This is a genomic window from Niallia sp. 03133, assembly GCF_052663225.1.
In genome coordinates this window covers 255,863-272,600 of sequence record NZ_JBQTCY010000001.1, presented here as the reverse complement: position 1 = coordinate 272,600, position 16,738 = coordinate 255,863, and the positions used below count along the sequence as shown (strand labels likewise).

Annotated in this window: 14 protein-coding genes; 1 reads left to right on the top strand and 13 read right to left on the bottom strand. The window is 37.6% G+C overall.

From position 1 onward, the window contains the following. Positions 1 to 21: 21 nt before the first annotated feature. The 13 genes from ACTYBU_RS01400 to ACTYBU_RS01340 all read right to left on the bottom strand — a co-directional run bounded on the left by ACTYBU_RS01400 (position 22) and on the right by ACTYBU_RS01340 (position 14,666). Entirely contained in the window at positions 22 to 201 is a 180-nt protein-coding gene (locus ACTYBU_RS01400; RefSeq protein ID WP_445486668.1) for a YjzC family protein, read from the bottom strand. A 245-nt stretch (positions 202 to 446) separates the two neighbouring features. After that, positions 447 to 1,394, bottom strand: a complete 948-nt coding sequence (gene argF, locus ACTYBU_RS01395; RefSeq protein WP_445486667.1) for an ornithine carbamoyltransferase — start codon at positions 1,392 to 1,394, stop codon at positions 447 to 449. Next, a complete protein-coding gene (locus tag ACTYBU_RS01390; protein ID WP_445486666.1) occupies positions 1,391 to 4,504 on the bottom strand; it encodes a carbamoyl phosphate synthase large subunit in 3,114 nt (1,037 codons plus the stop codon). The genes argF and ACTYBU_RS01390 overlap by 4 nt, the downstream gene beginning before the upstream one ends. Next, positions 4,497 to 5,582: a carbamoyl phosphate synthase small subunit gene (locus ACTYBU_RS01385; protein ID WP_445486665.1), complete on the bottom strand. Its 1,086-nt coding sequence runs from the start codon at positions 5,580 to 5,582 to the stop codon at positions 4,497 to 4,499. Before ACTYBU_RS01385 ends, ACTYBU_RS01390 begins: the two co-directional genes overlap by 8 nt. A 139-nt stretch (positions 5,583 to 5,721) precedes the next feature. Then, the gene (locus ACTYBU_RS01380; RefSeq protein WP_445486664.1) at positions 5,722 to 6,879 is read right to left on the bottom strand and encodes an acetylornithine transaminase; all 1,158 of its coding nucleotides are present in this window, start codon (positions 6,877 to 6,879) and stop codon (positions 5,722 to 5,724) included. Beyond that, positions 6,876 to 7,649 carry an acetylglutamate kinase gene (argB, locus tag ACTYBU_RS01375; protein WP_445486663.1) on the bottom strand — a complete coding sequence of 258 codons (774 nt, stop codon included), beginning with the start codon at positions 7,647 to 7,649 and terminating at the stop codon, positions 6,876 to 6,878. The genes ACTYBU_RS01380 and argB overlap by 4 nt, the downstream gene beginning before the upstream one ends. 12 nt (positions 7,650 to 7,661) lie before the next feature. After that, positions 7,662 to 8,909, bottom strand: coding sequence for a bifunctional ornithine acetyltransferase/N-acetylglutamate synthase (argJ, locus tag ACTYBU_RS01370; RefSeq protein ID WP_445486662.1), 1,248 nt, complete (start codon positions 8,907 to 8,909; stop codon positions 7,662 to 7,664). A 12-nt stretch (positions 8,910 to 8,921) separates the two neighbouring features. After that, the gene (argC, locus tag ACTYBU_RS01365; protein ID WP_445486661.1) at positions 8,922 to 9,956 is read right to left on the bottom strand and encodes an N-acetyl-gamma-glutamyl-phosphate reductase; all 1,035 of its coding nucleotides are present in this window, start codon (positions 9,954 to 9,956) and stop codon (positions 8,922 to 8,924) included. Between the two features lie 145 nt (positions 9,957 to 10,101). Then, on the bottom strand, positions 10,102 to 10,230 hold the full coding sequence (locus ACTYBU_RS01360; RefSeq protein ID WP_445486660.1) for a hypothetical protein: 129 nt from the start codon (positions 10,228 to 10,230) through the stop codon (positions 10,102 to 10,104). Positions 10,231 to 10,307: 77 nt separating this feature from the next. Further along, a complete protein-coding gene (locus tag ACTYBU_RS01355) occupies positions 10,308 to 11,024 on the bottom strand; it encodes a LutC/YkgG family protein (protein WP_445486659.1) in 717 nt (238 codons plus the stop codon). After that, on the bottom strand, positions 10,972 to 12,450 hold the full coding sequence (locus ACTYBU_RS01350; protein WP_445486658.1) for a LutB/LldF family L-lactate oxidation iron-sulfur protein: 1,479 nt from the start codon (positions 12,448 to 12,450) through the stop codon (positions 10,972 to 10,974). The genes ACTYBU_RS01355 and ACTYBU_RS01350 overlap by 53 nt, the downstream gene beginning before the upstream one ends. A 109-nt stretch (positions 12,451 to 12,559) precedes the next feature. Next, the gene (locus ACTYBU_RS01345) at positions 12,560 to 13,279 is read right to left on the bottom strand and encodes a (Fe-S)-binding protein (protein ID WP_445486657.1); all 720 of its coding nucleotides are present in this window, start codon (positions 13,277 to 13,279) and stop codon (positions 12,560 to 12,562) included. A 658-nt stretch (positions 13,280 to 13,937) separates the two neighbouring features. After that, a complete protein-coding gene (locus ACTYBU_RS01340; RefSeq protein ID WP_445486656.1) occupies positions 13,938 to 14,666 on the bottom strand; it encodes a FadR/GntR family transcriptional regulator in 729 nt (242 codons plus the stop codon). A 376-nt stretch (positions 14,667 to 15,042) separates the two neighbouring features. Here ACTYBU_RS01340 and ACTYBU_RS01335 point away from each other — a divergent pair, with 376 nt between their 5' ends. After that, positions 15,043 to 16,731, top strand: coding sequence for an L-lactate permease (locus ACTYBU_RS01335; RefSeq protein ID WP_445486655.1), 1,689 nt, complete (start codon positions 15,043 to 15,045; stop codon positions 16,729 to 16,731). The last annotated feature ends 7 nt before the right edge of the window (positions 16,732 to 16,738 follow it).

Sequence of the window (16,738 nt, the reverse complement as noted above, 5' to 3'; positions counted from 1 at the left end):
GGATGGCTTGAGCTAATTCAATTAAGGTTTTCTTTGATACGTCCAGATCCTATTGTGGTTGGAAGTTTCAGGAAAACGGTCTCCTGCTTTCATTTTTAATGTTTGAGGATTTTTCACATTGCTTCCGGTTTCACCGATTTCAATATATAAACCATTATTTGGGGCTTTTTGTCCTGAACGAAACTGTCTATTTTGTCCCATAAAACTCCTCCTTGAAATGAAAAACAGTTTTTTTAACTGCTTTTTTATTATTTCCTTTTTTTCTGCTTACATGAAGGAAATTTTTGTTTACATTAAGTAGAATTCTATTTATTTTTTTGGAGATAATGACAAGAAAGGGGATTGGATTGTACACTTTTTAAAAAGTAAAAACCTCCCACAACAGGAGGTTTTCGCTAAGAACATAAACTTTGAAGTTAGATTAAAACTGGCGCTTCCGCTTTTGTTTATTTTAAAATTTCTACTAACAATGCTTTTTGAGCATGCAGTCTATTCCCTGCTTGCTGGAATACTGCTGAATTGCTGCCGTCGATGATTTCTGCTGTTACTTCTTCTTCACGATGGGCAGGCAAACAATGTAAAAAGATATAGTTATCTTTTGCATGTTTTACTAGTTCACTGTTAATTTGGAAGCCTTGGAAGTCTTTTAAACGTTGTTCGTTTTCTTCTTCTTGCCCCATACTAGTCCAAACATCTGAATAAATAACATCTGCTTTTTCTACTGCTTCAACAGGATTTGTTGTTATTAATATGCTGCTTCCACTTGTCTTTGCAAATTTTTCTGCTAAAGCAACCACTTCTTTATTCGGTTCGTAGTTAACTGGTGTCGCAACGGCAATATCAATGCCGACCTTTGAACATGCAATTAATAAAGAGTGAACCACATTGTTTCCATCTCCAATGTAAGCAAGCTTATGGCCTTTTAACGTTCCTTTAATTTCTAGAATCGTTAGTAAATCGGCCAATGCTTGGCAAGGGTGGTAAAGATCTGTCAGTCCATTAATAACTGGAATGGAAGCGTGCTCCGCCAGCTCCGTGATGATATCATGAGAAAAAGTACGAATCATGATTGCATCTACATATTCAGATAATACTTTTGCAGTATCCGAAATCGGTTCTCCTCTCCCAATTTGCAAATCACGGCTGCTTAAAAATAGTGCATGTCCGCCAAGCTGAACCATGCCTGCTTCAAAGGATACTCTTGTTCTAGTGGATGATTTTTCAAAAATCATCCCTAATGTTTTTCCTTTTAACGGTGTATATTCTTTTCCGCTCAATTTCGCTTCTTTAATTTCTTTTGCTTTTTCTAAAAGCAATAAAATACCTTCAGGCGACACATCTGCAAGCGTCAGCAGATCCTTGCCTTTTAAATCTAAAACTGAAGTTGTAATCATACAATACTCACGTCCTTTTTCAACTTATTATGCCAATCATTTATCGATGAAACAGTGAAATCATCCACTTTAAAGGAATCAATAAATGCTTCTGCACTTTCTTCTTGTGTAAATGTTATAATTCTGTTTAATGTAGCTAATTCACGCAAAGATTGGTCCTTTTCCTCTTTTGTATTATTATAAAAAGCAACTGTTTCTTTTTGCGTCAAATATTTCTCTACCTCTTCGCTTGTCTCAATTACCGTTAATCCAGCAGCTTCTGCCTTTTCTTTTAACAGGCTATTGCTTTGATCTGCTTTGATGACCAATTGTTTATCCGACACTTTCTTAAGCGTTGGATGGAACACTTTTTTCAATGCTTCCTCAATGGAATCTGCAAGCGCAATTCCTTCTCCGGTTGATCTCATTTCTGGACCTAGTTTGGAATCTAATCCTTTTAGTGCATAATTGGAATATACCGGATATTTGATGCAAGTAAATGGTATGTTTTCAGTAAATGTACTTTCCTGCTCTGACAATTTATATTTCCCAAGCAATATTTTTGTCGCAATTTGCACTAATGGTACGCCTGTGACCTTGCTTATAATTGGAACTGTTCTGCTTGCGCGAGGATTAACTTCTAATACATAAACATCTTCTTCGTTTATTATATATTGAATATTCATTAATCCTTTATATTTTGTATGGCGTACAATTTTTGTCGCATAATCAAGCATTTTTTGTTTTACTGCTTCCGATAAATTTTTTGCAGGCAAGATAGATAAGCTGTCACCTGAGTGAACCCCTGTTTTTTCAATATGTTCCATAATTGCTGGGACGCAAATGTCTTCACCATCCGCCGCAATATCCAATTCTGCTTCTAAAGCATACATAAACTGATCCACTAGGACAGGATACGGAATATCTGTTGTTAAATATTTTTGTAAATCAATGTTATTTTCAATACGTTCCATTCCCTTTCCGCCAATTACATAGGACGGTCTAATCAGAACTGGGAATCCAAGCTTTTCAACTGAAGCTAAGATCTCTTCTTCTTTAAAAACAATATCACCTTGAATATGTGGAATACTTTCTTCATCCAATAATTGATAAAACAAATCTCTATCTTCCAGCAAATCAATAGTATGGCTGCTATTTCCTAGAATTTCGACGCCATATTCTTCTAATGCTTTGGCAACATTAAGAGCAGTTTGTCCTCCTAATTGAACAATTGCTTCTTTGATTCCTTCTGACTCAATTACGTTCATGATATCTTCAGTCACAAGGGGTTCAAAATATAAACGATCAGCAGTAGCAAAATCGGTACTTACTGTTTCAGGATTATTATTAATTATGATGGTTTCAATATTTTCATCTTTAAGTGCAAATACTCCATGTACAGAGCAATAATCAAATTCAATTCCTTGACCTATGCGGATTGGTCCGCTTCCGATTACAAGTACTTTTCGCTTATCGCTTTCTGTTTGTTCATTCTCGCCATAAAAGCTGGAATAATAATAATTTGTTTTTGCTTCAAATTCTGCTGCACATGTATCAACCATTTTATATATTGGAAGAATATTAAATTCTTTTCTTTTTTCCCGAACTTGTTTTTCCGAACATCCCCATTGACTTGCAATAAAAGCATCACTGAATCCTTTTTCTTTCCATGTATGCAGCATTTCTTTTGACGTATCCGCTGCATTGGAATTCGAAATTTCCTCTTCCATTTTGATAAGTCTTTTGAATATATGAAGGAAGAATAAGTCAATTTTTGTTAAAGAATGCAGTTCTTCTAAAGAAACATTTTTTCTGATTAATTCCATTACAACAAAAAATCTTTCATCTGACTGCTCGTGTAGCTTGACCATTAAATCATCCACTGATAATGGAGCTAGATTTGGCTGTTTCAAGTCATTCACTTTAATTTCCAGGGAACGGATTGCTTTAAGCAAGGCTCTTTCCATATTACGGTCGATGCCCATTACTTCCCCAGTTGCCTTCATTTGAGTGCCTAGTTTTCTTGAAACAGTTGGGAATTTATCAAACGGCCATTTTGGGAATTTAACGACTACATAGTCTAGTGCAGGCTCGAAGCTTGCAAAAGTATCTCCTGTTACTGGGTTGATAATTTCATTTAGTGTATAGCCAACTGCCAATTTTGCTGCCATTCTCGCAATAGGATATCCAGTTGCTTTCGAAGCCAATGCGGAAGAACGGCTTACCCTTGGATTCACTTCAATTAAATAATATTTTTTGCTGTTTGGATCAAGGGCAAACTGAATATTACAGCCCCCGATAATACCTAAAGCAGATATTATTTTGATTGATGCAGAGCGAAGCATTTGATATTCTACATCCGTTAATGTTTGGGATGGCGCAACAACGATGCTGTCCCCCGTATGAATGCCGACTGGATCTATATTTTCCATATTACAAATCGTAATGCATGTATTCATGCTGTCCCGCATTACTTCATATTCTACTTCCTTAAAACCAGCGATGCTTCTTTCTACTAAGCATTGTCCGATGGCACTCTCTTGCAGACCGCCAGCTACAAGCTTCTTATAATCTTCCATATTTCCAGCAATTCCACCGCCTGTTCCACCTAATGTATAGGCAGGACGTACAATGATTGGAAAACCGATTTCTTCTGCAAATTGCACTGCTTCTTCTACTTCATGTACAATTTTGCTCTCAGGAACCGGCTCATTTAATTCATACATTAATTCGCGGAAAGCTTCTCGGTCTTCCCCTTTTTTGATGGATTCTATAGAACTTCCAAGAAGCTTTACATTATACTTCTCCAAAATTCCTTGTTCACTTAATTGGAATGCAAGGTTCAGCCCCGTTTGCCCGCCTAATGTGGCAAGCAATCCATCTGGTTTTTCCTTTTGAATGATTTTTTCTAATACATCCACTGTTAATGGTTCAAAGTAAATCGAATCCGCAAATGTTTGATCTGTCATAATAGTTGCTGGATTGTTATTTACAAGAATTACTTTATAGCCGTCTTCTTTTAAAGCCATGCATGCTTGTGTTCCAGCATAATCAAATTCTGCTGCTTGCCCAATTACAATGGGACCTGATCCGATTACGAGTACTGTTTCTAACGCTGTATCTTTAGGCATATGCAAAAACTCTCCCATAATTTGCTTTGACATTTTCGATAAATTCATCAAATATATAATGGCCTTCTGAAGGACCTGGATTTGCTTCTGGATGGAATTGAACAGTTAACAATGGATAGACTTTATGTGATAACCCTTCAACAGATCCATCATGCAGGTTGTAAAAACGCATCGCGCAGCCTGTATCCTTTAAACTGTCTTCTTCCACTACGTAACTATGATTTTGTGAAGACATAATAACTTTTTTATTTGTTTTATCCATTACTGGATGATTCGCCCCTCTATGGCCAAAAGATAGTTTGGACGTTTCGCCACCAAGGGATAATGCTGCTAATTGATGTCCTAAGCAGATTCCAAGTGTAGGATAGTTCTTAATCAATTCTTTTACTGTAGGCAGCACTTCTTCTATTTCTTTTGGATCCCCAGGTCCATTCGATAATAGAATTCCATTTGGTTCCAAGTCTTTGATTTCTGCAAACGACGTATTAAATGGAACAACTGTTACTTTGCATCCTCTTTCAAGTAAAGCATCCAACATGGATTCTTTTTTGCCGAAGTCCACTAATACAATATGGTAGTCTCCTTCTCCATATGTTTGTATATTGCTATCGGAAACTTGAGCAACTTTCACGCTCTTTTGAAGCAGGATGTCTGATGCTCCTGCATCAGTCTTTGTTGTCATGATAGCTGGCATGGATCCTTCATTACGGATGTTTTTTACGATCGCTCTCGTATCAACATGTGCTAATAACGGAATATTCCACTTTTGCAAATATTCTACTAGAGAGTGCTGTGATTGATAATGAAACGCTTCTTTATTCGCTTCATATACAATTACTCCTGCAACATGGGGCTTTTTGCTTTCAAAGTCTTCATTGTTAATTCCATAGTTACCTATTAAAGGGTACGTAAAAACAACGATTTGATCTTTATAAGAAGGATCTGTCAGCACCTCTTGATATCCAGTCATTCCTGTAAAAAAAACAATTTCACCCTTCACAGCTGCTTTTTCTGCTGTATCCGTAAGAAATGTTCCTTTATATTGCGCTCCATTCTTTAAGTACAAATATCCTTCCATTTTGTACACCTCTATATTCTTTATTTCAGGCATTTGACCTATTCGACAACCAGTCAAATCCCAATATATTCTCGAAAAATCAATGTATATTTATATGATATTTTTTATAATTATACATCAATTTGCAAAAAAATTCATCTTAAACTGTCACTTTTGTGAAAAAATTTATCCGTTTTTCTAGTATTTCTACTGCTTTGTCGATATCCTCTTTTATACAAGTTAAACTTGGAAGCAGACGAATCACATTATTCCCGGCTGGCAAGACAATAAGTCCGTCTTTTCTTAGCTCGCTTAAAATATCTCCGACTGGCTGATCCATTTCAATTCCGATCATCAAGCCTTTGCCGCGGATATCTTTCACATGCATGTTTTGCCCTAATTTTCCGTCTAAGGCACTCATTATATACTCGCTTTTTTCATTCACTTCTTGCAAGAAAGACTCATTAAAAATGATTTCCATCGTTTTAATGGCTGCAGCCATTGCCAGTGGATTTCCGCCAAATGTCGTTCCATGGCTTCCTGGACCAAAATATTCTTTTAATGCTTCTTTTGCTGCAATGGCACCTACTGGCATTCCATTTGCCAGTCCTTTTGCAGAGGAAATAATATCTGGATTTATACCAAATTGCTGAAAAGCAAACGGTGTTCCTGTCCGGCCGATTCCTGTTTGAATTTCATCAACAATAAGCAATGCTCCCTTTTCTTTGCATAGTGCTTCTACTTTTTGCAAAAATTCTTTTGTTCCTACATGAATGCCGCCTTCTCCTTGAATGACTTCCAGCATAACAGCCGCTACATCATCTGTTAACTGATTTTCCAGTGCCTCGATATCATTAAATGGAACATATTCAAATGTTTCTAGCATCGGGCCATAGCCGTGCTTAATTTTATCTTGTCCTGTTGCAGACATAGTGGCAAAAGTTCTGCCGTGGAAGGAGGATAAGAAAGTGATAATCTTCGTTTTCCCAGTTGCTTTTCTTGCTAATTTTATTGCTGCTTCGTTTGCCTCTGCCCCGCTGTTTGCAAAAAAGACAAGATCCATTCCGCTTGCAGCTGCTAAAAGGTCTGCGGCCTTCTCTTGTACTCCGACTGGAAAAAGATTGGATACATGCCAAAATTTCGACAGCTGGTCTTCAATCGCTGCTTTTACTTCCTCATGACAATGTCCTAAGTTGCATACACCAATTCCAGATGTAAAATCTAAATATGTCTTTCCATCTATTCCAGTTAAATAGCTCCCTTTAGCTGATTCTGGTTCCACTTCCCATTTCGCATAGGTTGGAAATAAATGACTCATTTGATTACCTCCTGCTTTTTTACAATTTGTGTTCCCTTTAACGTTTCATCTTGATAAAAGGCTTTTTTCCCTGAAACAATCATGACACTCTTCAATCCGCTGTCCAATGCTGCAAGAGCCGACGTTACTTTCGGAATCATACCTCCAGTAATTTGGCCTTCCTCAATATAATGTGTCACTTCGTCTTCTTCTAAAAGGGAAGCGACTTTTCCGTCAATGATAATTCCTTCTACATCGGTAGCAAACATGCAATGTTCTACATTCAGGCTTTTTGCGACCGCAGCTGCAGCATAATCTGCATTTATATTTAACTTTTTGCTGTCTTCTGTACTGCCGAGCGGCGTGATAACAGGAATATAGTCTTTTTCTAAAAGCAAGTGAATAAGATCGCTGTTTACTTGCTGCACATTGCCGACTAAACCAAGATTTTCTTCATCAATAATGGATGCTTGGATTAACTGATCGTCTGTTCCATTGATTCCTACAGCAGATAAACCATGTTTGCTTAATAATTGCACAAGCTTTCGATTTGTTTTCCCTGAAAGCACCATTTCCACAATATTCAACGTTTCTGCTGTCGTTTTGCGGAGCCCGTTATGAAATACTGGCTCCACTCCCATCACTTTAAGCATTTCATTAATATCGGGTCCGCCTCCATGTACAAATACTAATTGATAGCCGCTTTTCTTTAATTCTTTTAAACTAGTAAAAAAATCATCTGAAAGTTGATCTATTACACTTCCGCCGCATTTGATTAGAATTGTTTTCAATTTGGCTCACTCCTACGTTCTATAGCTTGCGTTTATTTTTACATAATCATAAGATAAATCGCATCCCCAAGCCTTGCCCTTTGCTTCTCCATTATGAAGATCAACAGCAATTTTTATGAAATCTTCATTCAAATAGCTGATTGCTTCCTCTTCTGAAAACGCCTGTGGCTCACTTTTTTTCAGCATTACGATATTTCCAATAGAAATGTCTACGGTAGAAGGATTTACATTTGTTTTTGTTTGTCCTATTGCTGTTATAATTCTTCCCCAGTTTGCATCCGATCCATATACTGCTGTTTTCACTAGGTTAGATCCTACTATTTGTTTGGCAATCATTCTTGCTTCTTCCTCTGATTCGCTCCCGGACACTTCCACTTCAATTAATTTGGTTGCCCCTTCTCCATCCTTAGCAATTTGTTTTGCTAAGCTTTCACACGTTTTTGTTAATAATTCTAAGAAAACGGGATAATCAGGATGTTCTTTTGTCAGCGGGCTGTTTTTCGCTAAACCGTTCGCCATGACTAAAACTGTATCATTTGTGGATGTATCTCCATCAACAGTAATTTGGTTAAAGGTTGTTGGAATTACCATACTTAATGACTCCTGCAATAAATCGGAATCAATATTTGCATCTGTTGTAATAAAGCTCAGCATTGTCGCCATATTTGGATGAATCATTCCCGACCCTTTTGCTGTACCGCCCATCGTAACTGTTTCGCCCGCAATCTGACTTGAGTAGCAGCATTTTTTCATTACTGTGTCAGTTGTTAAGATTGCTTCTTGAAAAGCATCTGCGTGACCTGGAGTATCATTGTGTTCTAATTGTTTTATTCCAGCATCTATTTTATCCATTTTTAGGTATTCACCAATTACTCCTGTAGAAGAAACGGCAACATATTCCTTTTTTATCTTTAAATGATCTGCCATTAATTGACGCATTGTATAAGCATCTTCCAGTCCCTTTTCGCCTGTACAAGCATTTGCACATGCACTATTTACAACAACAGCCTGGATTAATTTTTCCGCTGCAATAGATTCCTGTGTCACCTTTAATGGTGCCGCTTGAAAATGGCTTGTTGTATATACTGCTGCACTGTTCGCTGGCACTTCACTTACAATTACTCCTAAATCCTTTTTGTTGTATCTTAATCCTGCATGCACTCCCGCTGCTTTAAATCCGATTGGGGATACGATGGATCCGTCAGCGATTTCTTTTATTGTGGATGACTGTTCTTCATTAATATTCGATATAACCTGCACGGTTGCTCCTCCTTATGGGTACAGCGGTAAAAAGTTTAATCCAGTTGTTTCATGCAACCCATTCATGATGTTCGCATTTTGAACTGCCTGCCCTGCTGCCCCTTTCATTAAATTGTCGATAACTGAGATAATGGTTACTCTTCCTGTTCTTTCATCTGCATGAATGCCAATATCACAATAATTCGATCCGCTGACTTCCTTAATTGTTGGGAATGTATCTACTGGACGGACACGGACAAAAGGCTGATCTTTATATGCTTCCTTATATAATTCGTGAATGGAGGCCGTAGTAAACCCTTCTTTTAATGAAGCGTATATTGTTGCCATAATGCCTCTGTTTGTTGGAAGCAAATGGGTAGAAAAAGTAATTGGCTGTATATCACTGTTCCAGTCTGTCAACTGCTGTTCAATTTCTGGAATATGCTGATGCTGATTCACTTTATAAATTTTAAAATTTTCATTCATCTCAGCAAGCATAGTGCCTCTTGATGGACTTCTTCCTGCACCTGATATGCCAGACTTTGCATCAACGATGATGCTATCAGGTTTTACAATTCCCTCTTTAACAGCTGGCGCAAGTCCTAATAATGTTGCTGTTGGATAGCAGCCAGGATTAGATATCCATTTTGCCTGTTTTATTTCTTCTTTATTCCATTCAGAAAGTCCATATACAAATTGGCTGATTAACTCTGTTTTCGCAGGCTCTTTTTTATACCATTTTTTATAATCTTCCGTATTCCTTAATCTTAAATCTCCAGATAAATCGACCATTTTAATGGAGGTCTCGGCAAAATCTTCTACAAGTTTACTAGAAACTCCAGATGGTGTAGCAAAGAAAACAATGTCACATTCTTCAGCAATTTTATGAGGATGTATTTTTTCTAATTTTTTTTCCACAATATTATATAAATGAGGGTATTCATTCCAAACTGGAACTTCATCTCTTGTTGTATGAACTGATTGTATATCAATTTCAGGGTGTGTATGGAGGATTCTAATTAACTCAACCCCGCCATAGCCTGTTGTACCAATAATTGCCGCCTTCATAATTTCCTCCTTCATCAGGAAATGATGTATATTTAATCATTCGTCTTTATATTTATTAATATTCGATTCTCTTATTATAAAAACTTCATATTATAAAATCAACAGTTTTTCTTAAAAGTATTTGTTTTCTAATTATTCAGTTATTTCATAATAAAAATTTATAACACGCAGAAAAAATAAACAGTTTAAGCGGTGCAATTGGTGAGTTTCCACTCCATGCATGAGTGCTGTTTACAGCAATGTTGTTTTTTCCAGCATCTTGTTTCCTTTTCATGCCGATTTCCCCGTAGCTTATCCAGCTTCAAGCAAAAAAAGAAAGAGCAGCCTCAGGCGGCCGGCTCTCTTAAAAATTTATATATCTTCTACCAATATATATGCTGCTTTTATTGGTCCGTGCACTCCGACAACAAGATTCATTTCAATATCTGCTGAGTTGCTCGGTCCAGTTATATAATTGATGCAAGAAGCTATTTGCTCCCCATTTTGCACTTTGTCTCTTAACATTTTTGCTGCTTGTGTCATTCGTGGAACAAGGGTGCTTTTTGGAACAATAACGATGGAATGGGTGGGCAAGAAGCTTACAGTTCTTCCTCTATCTTTCCCGCTGAATAAGACGACTGTGCCAGATTCAGCTAACGTCATTTCACTTATCGTAATGCCAATATTGGCATGGTCTGCTTTATCAATGTTTTCTTTTCCAATGGAGGATTCCCATTCAAATACCTCTATATCCTCCATCTTCAACTCTTCTTTTAACAGTTTATTTACGCCATATTCTTCATACCTGGCATCTTTCCAGGTGACAATTGATTTCCCGCCATATTCCTTAATTAGATGATGAAGTTTTTCAGGAAGCTCGGCTTTAGTGGCAATGGTTAAATCTGTATGAATTTTTAAACACTGTGTTTTTAAAACATCTACTAGCTCCTCTTTTGTTGCATCCTTTAAAACTTGTTCTTGTGGATTGTATGCCCATACTGGCTTCATTATTTCCGTTTTTCTTTCTCTGCCAAGTCTACTTGCTATCGTTTGAAGAAATGCCTCTCTGTTCTGAATCGAACCTTGCATGATTGCTGCCCCCTTTATGACGATTTTTAAACCAATCTCGAAATCTTTCTTTTGTGGGAGCAGGGAAATCGCGACTATCTGTCCATTCCTTTAATAACCCAACCCCCTTTGTAATTTTATCTCCTTTTGATAATGGCTTTACAACAGCAGGCGCTATTTTAGAACCGATATTATACAATACTGGAGATGAGGCACCAAGCCCGAATGCATTAAAAATCATCTTTTCAGAAACAGGTGCTTTTCCTTCTTTCTCCACAATAATTTGCCGATGCTTATGCAATAATTGATGAAGAGGTATTTTCACCGGACATGCATCGGTACAAGCTGCACACAACGTCGATGCATAAGGCAATTCTTTATACTCCTCATATCCGCCAAGAAGCGGGGATAATACTGCTCCAATAGGACCTGAATATATGGATCCATAGGAATGGCCGCCCACTTGTCGGTATACTGGACAGACATTGATGCAAGCAGCACAGCGGATGCACTGCAGTACAGACTGGAATTCTCCTCCTAGAATAGAAGATCTGCCATTATCGACAATAACTAGATGAAATTCTTCTGGACCATCGACATCATCCAATTCTTTTGGTCCTGTTAATGTTGTGATATAACTTGTTAATTTTTGTCCGACCGCACTTCTCGTCAACATGCCGACAAGTACTTCCATTTCCTCAAATGTCGGTACAATCCTTTCCATGCCCATAACGACAATCTGTGTTTTCGGTAATGCGGCAACAAGATCAGCGTTTCCTTCATTTGTTACTAATGTTATGGAACCTGTCTCTGCCACTGCAAAGTTGCATCCTGTTATGCCTATATCTGCTGTCAAATATTCCTGGCGAAGCACTTGTCGGGCATGCCATGCTAATTCCTCAGGCCTTTCTGTATTGGTGTAATTTAATTTTTTGGCAAATACATCACGAATCTGTTCTTTATTTTTATGTAATGCCGGAACAACAATATGGGATGGTGGATCATGATCATCCAGTTGAAGGATATATTCTCCTAAATCTGTCTCTATGACCGTACAGCCTGAATCTTCCAACTTCTGATTTAAGGAAATTTCTTCTGTTACCATTGATTTTGCTTTTACTACTTTTTTCGCCTGTTTCTTTTTCGCAATATCATGAATATAATTGCTTGCTTCCTCTGCGGTTTTGGCAAAGAAGACATGACCGCCTTTTTTTGCTACATTTTCACTTAGTTCATATAAATAATAATCGAGGTTTTCCAAAACATGCTGCCGAATTTCTTCTCCATGTAAACGCCATTCTTCCCAGTTTCCCATTTCCTCTGTAACAGCATTTTTTCTCGTTTGAATGGTTTCCTGTGCTTTAGAGACGGCTCCGCGCATAAATTCATTTTTTAATTCACTGTTGACTCGTTCTTTAAATTTTACGGAACTTGTTTTCATCGACATAACTGCATCCCCCTTATACTACTAATAATTCACCTCTTAATTTAGATAAAAGTCTTGCTTCACCGTACAGTACATACCTCTGTGAGCAAGGGCGCTTGGGCTTTTGTTCTTATGATCGACTATTTAAAACTTCTGCAATATGAAGCACTTTTACTGGCTTTTTTTTCCTTGCCAATCTACCGCCAATATTCATTAAACAGCCTGCATCTGCACTTATTAAATATTCAGCACCTGTTTCTTCCACACAATGAACCTTCTCATCTACCATTTGCTCAGAAATTTGCCCCATCTTCACGGAGAAAGTTCCTCCAAAACCACAGCAGTTTTCTTTGCTGGGCAATTCCTCGTACTCAATCCCTTTAACATTTTTCAACAGTTTAATAGGAGCCTCTTTGACACCTAGCAATCTAGTCATATGGCAGGATGTATGATACGTTACTTTGCCATAGAAGCTTGCACCAACATCCTCTATCTTTAAAACATCTACAATAAATTGCGTTAATTCATATGTTTTAGAAGCAAGTTCCTTTGCTTTTGGCTCCCAGACGGAATCCCCTTTAAAAACATGCTGATATTCGTGAAACATATAAGCACATGAACCAGAAGGACTAACAATATATTCAGCATGTTCAAATGCTTTCATCATTGTTTTCATTGCTTCCTTTGACTTTTCGACAAATCCACTGTTATAAGAAGGCTGCCCACAGCAGATTTGGTTTGTCGGAAACTCTACTTCACATCCAAGGCGTTCAAGTAATTCCACTGTTGCTTTGCCGATATCGCTTTGAAACATATCTACTAAACATGTTGCAAATAATGTCACTTTCATTTGCTTACATCCCCTTTTAGAATTAGCTTAAGATTTTCATTTATAAAGTGAACCTTCCATCAGTGGGGGTTTTCTTCATCTCCCACTGATGGTTGGTTGCACTTATCGGACCTTTACGGGCAGTTATCCCCCACCTAGCTTCCTTGATTTCTCAGCATCCCCGAGGTGGGGCTTACTGCCAATGCCAACTTAAGATTCCATAAATTGTAATATTTTAAAAATGATTGGTTTGGAGAGGCGGCTCAAGCGTTGCCCCATGGGAAACGAGCGGTAAGCCACGGAAACCCTACGCATACTCCCACTTTTTATTAAATTCCCAATATATTGAAGTTTAACTTAATGACATTGGGCTTACTGTCCGTTAAGTGTGGGATAAAAATCTCATCATAATCAGATATACAAATGAACAGGTCATCTGATGACTGTTTTTTACCTATTCCCACAGTTTTAACAAGTTATACCATTTTAAAGCGTTTCCGTAAATATAATACTATTTTTTACAATTATCAAGGAGATTTTTTTACAATGATTGTATTTCACTTTTTCAATAATTTTATTTATTGAAAAGATGCAGTAAGTAAATTGTGCAGATAATCTAAGCTGAGGGTTGCAAATGTTAGGAGAAAATGAAAGATTTTTCCGCCTAAAGGGTAAAATTTTACCCTTTAGGCTCTTTCTCGTGAAAATATTGATGCAAAACAGCTTCCACCTTTTGCAAGTGGTAAAGCATTGCAGCGTTTGCTCGATTCTCATCTTGGTCTACTATTGCTTGATATATTTCTAAATGTTCTTCGTAAAGCCTCTCTGTTGTTGTTTGTTTAGAAAATAGCCACAATCGCCTCGTTTCTTTCATCGTCTCTTGCATTAAATCCGAAACATTTAATAACAGGTTCGTTAACAAGGGATTTTGTGATGACTCCGCAACAGCAAGATGAAATTGAAGATCAGACTTTTCCCCTAATTCTTCGACTCCGTTAGCGGCTTTCATATCATTTAACGCCTCTTTCATTTTTTCCAAATCTTCTTTAGTACGTCGCTTGGCAGCAGCTGCTGCTGCTCCAGTTTCCATTATTCTCCTTACTTCAAGCAAGTGATTAACATCTTTTTGATTCATTAAAATAGCTGCAGGAAAAGAAAACGCAATTTCATCCGGTTCAAATTGCCTTACATAAGTGCCTTCCCCTTGTCTTATATCAATTAATCCTTTTGCCTTTAATGCAGATAAAGCTTCTCTAACTGCTGAACGACTTACTTGGAAATTTTCTGAAAGCTGTTGAACAGATGCCATTCTGTCTCCCGGCTTTAACTGCCCTAAGCGTATTGCGTCATGAAGTGCATCCGACACTTCTTCATAAATTTTTTTTGGTTTAATCTGTTTAAATTCCATGGCTGTACCTCCAGAGCACACTCTGTTTAAATTAATTATACCGCAAAAGTTACTAAACACATAAAAAAAGACATAATTTTGTCAAAAATATCTTGTTTTTTCCATTTTTGAAATTTATAATTAAATTCATCAAGTCATCAGATGACCTCATTTAGTTCATCCTTTTTTGTAAACGGTTACCTAGAAGGAACAAGAAAAGGATGGATGAAATCTGAAGGAGTTACTCTGAGTGCATTGCAGAGCTTTCTGATAAAGTGAAATGGGCATTGGGGTTAGAAATTAATTAGTTACCAAGCTCCAAAAAAAGATGATTTGATATCAAATGTTGGACAGAGAAATTTGAAATCGGAAGCATGAACAAAGGAGATGAATTTTGATGTCATTTACGCAAAATTTCACAGCGGTTGGCGATAATTTAGCTCTATCGGCAATCGTAGCATTAATTCCTATTTTGTACTTCTTTTGGGCATTAGCTATTAAACGGATGAAAGGCCATATTGCTGGACTAACTACTTTGGGTATTGCTCTGTTTATTTCTGCAACCGCTTTCAAAATGCCATCTGGAATGGCTTTAATGTCTGCCAGTCAAGGTATTGTTTACGGTTTGCTTCCCATTGGCTGGATTATTGTAACCTCTGTACTACTATATAAATTAACAGTAAGAAGCGGTCAGTTTTCCATCATTCGCAATTCTATCTTATCTATTACTGAGGATCGCAGATTACAGGCGCTGCTTGTCGCCTTTTCTTTCGGCGCTTTTTTAGAAGGTGCTGCTGGATTTGGAGCTCCAGTTGCTATCTCTGCTGCACTGCTTGTTGGCCTAGGTTTTAATCCATTGTATGCTGCGGGTATTTGTTTATTAGCAAATACTGCACCTGTTGCATTTGGAGCAATTGGTATTCCCATCATAGCCGTTGAAGGGCCCACTGGAATACCAGCATTAGAAATTTCAAAAATGGTCGGTCGTCAGCTACCTTTCATATCTATCTTTATTCCATTTTATTTAGTCATTATTATGGCAGGATTTAAGCGTCTTTGGGAAGTAACGCCAGCAGTGCTTGTATCTGGAGTCTCCTTTGCACTTACTCAATATGCATCCTCCAATTTCCTTGGACCTGAATTGCCGGATATTTTATCTGCCTTAGTTTCTTTATTTGCTCTTACGGTCTTTTTGAAATTTTGGAAACCAAAAACAATTTTTCGATTTAAAGGAGAAGTAGAGCTTGCTGCAGCCTCGGTTGAAGCAATTAAAGCAGATACACCTTCCTATACAAAAAAACAAATTTTTCATGCTTGGTCGCCATTTTTAATCTTGACCGCATTTATTTCGATTTGGGGAATCCCAGCCATTAAGCTGGCTTTCACGGGACATTATGAAGGCAGTAATAGTCTATTAAAGGTCATTAATTGTCTTGGCGAGGCACTTACATTTATGCCCGAAGTTCCTTTGCTTCACAATAAAATTCTTAATGATTCTGGTGAAGCAATTGCAGCAAATTATAAGATAGAACTGTTAGGAGCTGCTGGAACAGCTATTTTATTTGCCTGCATTGTTACAAAATATATGGCGAAATTGTCCTGGAAAAATTGCTTCACCTTGATGGGGCAAACATTAAATGAGCTAAAGTTTCCAATTATAACAATAAGCTCTGTCGTTGGCTTTGCATATGTAACGAATGCATCTGGAATGTCTACAACACTTGGGATGACATTAGCTAAAACTGGAGCACTATTCCCATTTTTCTCTCCTTTTCTTGGCTGGCTTGGTGTATTTATAACAGGTTCGGATACTTCCGCCAATTTACTCTTTGGAAATCTGCAAAAAATTACGGCTATGTCTGTTGGGATGGATCCAGTCCTTGCGGTTGCCGCTAATTCCAGTGGTGGAGTTACCGGAAAAATGATTTCTCCGCAGTCCATTGCTGTCGCATGTGCAGCTGTAGGCCTCGCCGGAAAAGAATCTGATTTGCTGCGGTTTACGATTAAGCATAGTATATTTCTCGTTATTTTAATTGGCATTATTACCTTCCTGCAAAGCAGCATACTTTCTTGGATGATTCCTTAACTTGAAT

Coding starts and splice junctions, on each gene's coding strand:
- ACTYBU_RS01400 (WP_445486668.1), bottom strand. CDS start 201: ATGGGACAAAATAGACAGTTTCGTTCAGGACAAAAAGCCCCAAATAAT.
- argF (WP_445486667.1), bottom strand. CDS start 1,394: ATGATTACAACTTCAGTTTTAGATTTAAAAGGCAAGGATCTGCTGACG.
- ACTYBU_RS01390 (WP_445486666.1), bottom strand. CDS start 4,504: ATGCCTAAAGATACAGCGTTAGAAACAGTACTCGTAATCGGATCAGGT.
- ACTYBU_RS01385 (WP_445486665.1), bottom strand. CDS start 5,582: ATGGAAGGATATTTGTACTTAAAGAATGGAGCGCAATATAAAGGAACA.
- ACTYBU_RS01380 (WP_445486664.1), bottom strand. CDS start 6,879: ATGAGTCATTTATTTCCAACCTATGCGAAATGGGAAGTGGAACCAGAA.
- argC (WP_445486661.1), bottom strand. CDS start 9,956: ATGAAGGCGGCAATTATTGGTACAACAGGCTATGGCGGGGTTGAGTTA.
- ACTYBU_RS01360 (WP_445486660.1), bottom strand. CDS start 10,230: ATGAAAAGGAAACAAGATGCTGGAAAAAACAACATTGCTGTAAACAGC.
- ACTYBU_RS01355 (WP_445486659.1), bottom strand. CDS start 11,024: ATGCAAGGTTCGATTCAGAACAGAGAGGCATTTCTTCAAACGATAGCA.
- ACTYBU_RS01350 (WP_445486658.1), bottom strand. CDS start 12,450: ATGTCGATGAAAACAAGTTCCGTAAAATTTAAAGAACGAGTCAACAGT.
- ACTYBU_RS01345 (WP_445486657.1), bottom strand. CDS start 13,279: ATGAAAGTGACATTATTTGCAACATGTTTAGTAGATATGTTTCAAAGC.
- ACTYBU_RS01340 (WP_445486656.1), bottom strand. CDS start 14,666: ATGGAATTTAAACAGATTAAACCAAAAAAAATTTATGAAGAAGTGTCG.
- ACTYBU_RS01335 (WP_445486655.1), top strand. CDS start 15,043: ATGTCATTTACGCAAAATTTCACAGCGGTTGGCGATAATTTAGCTCTA.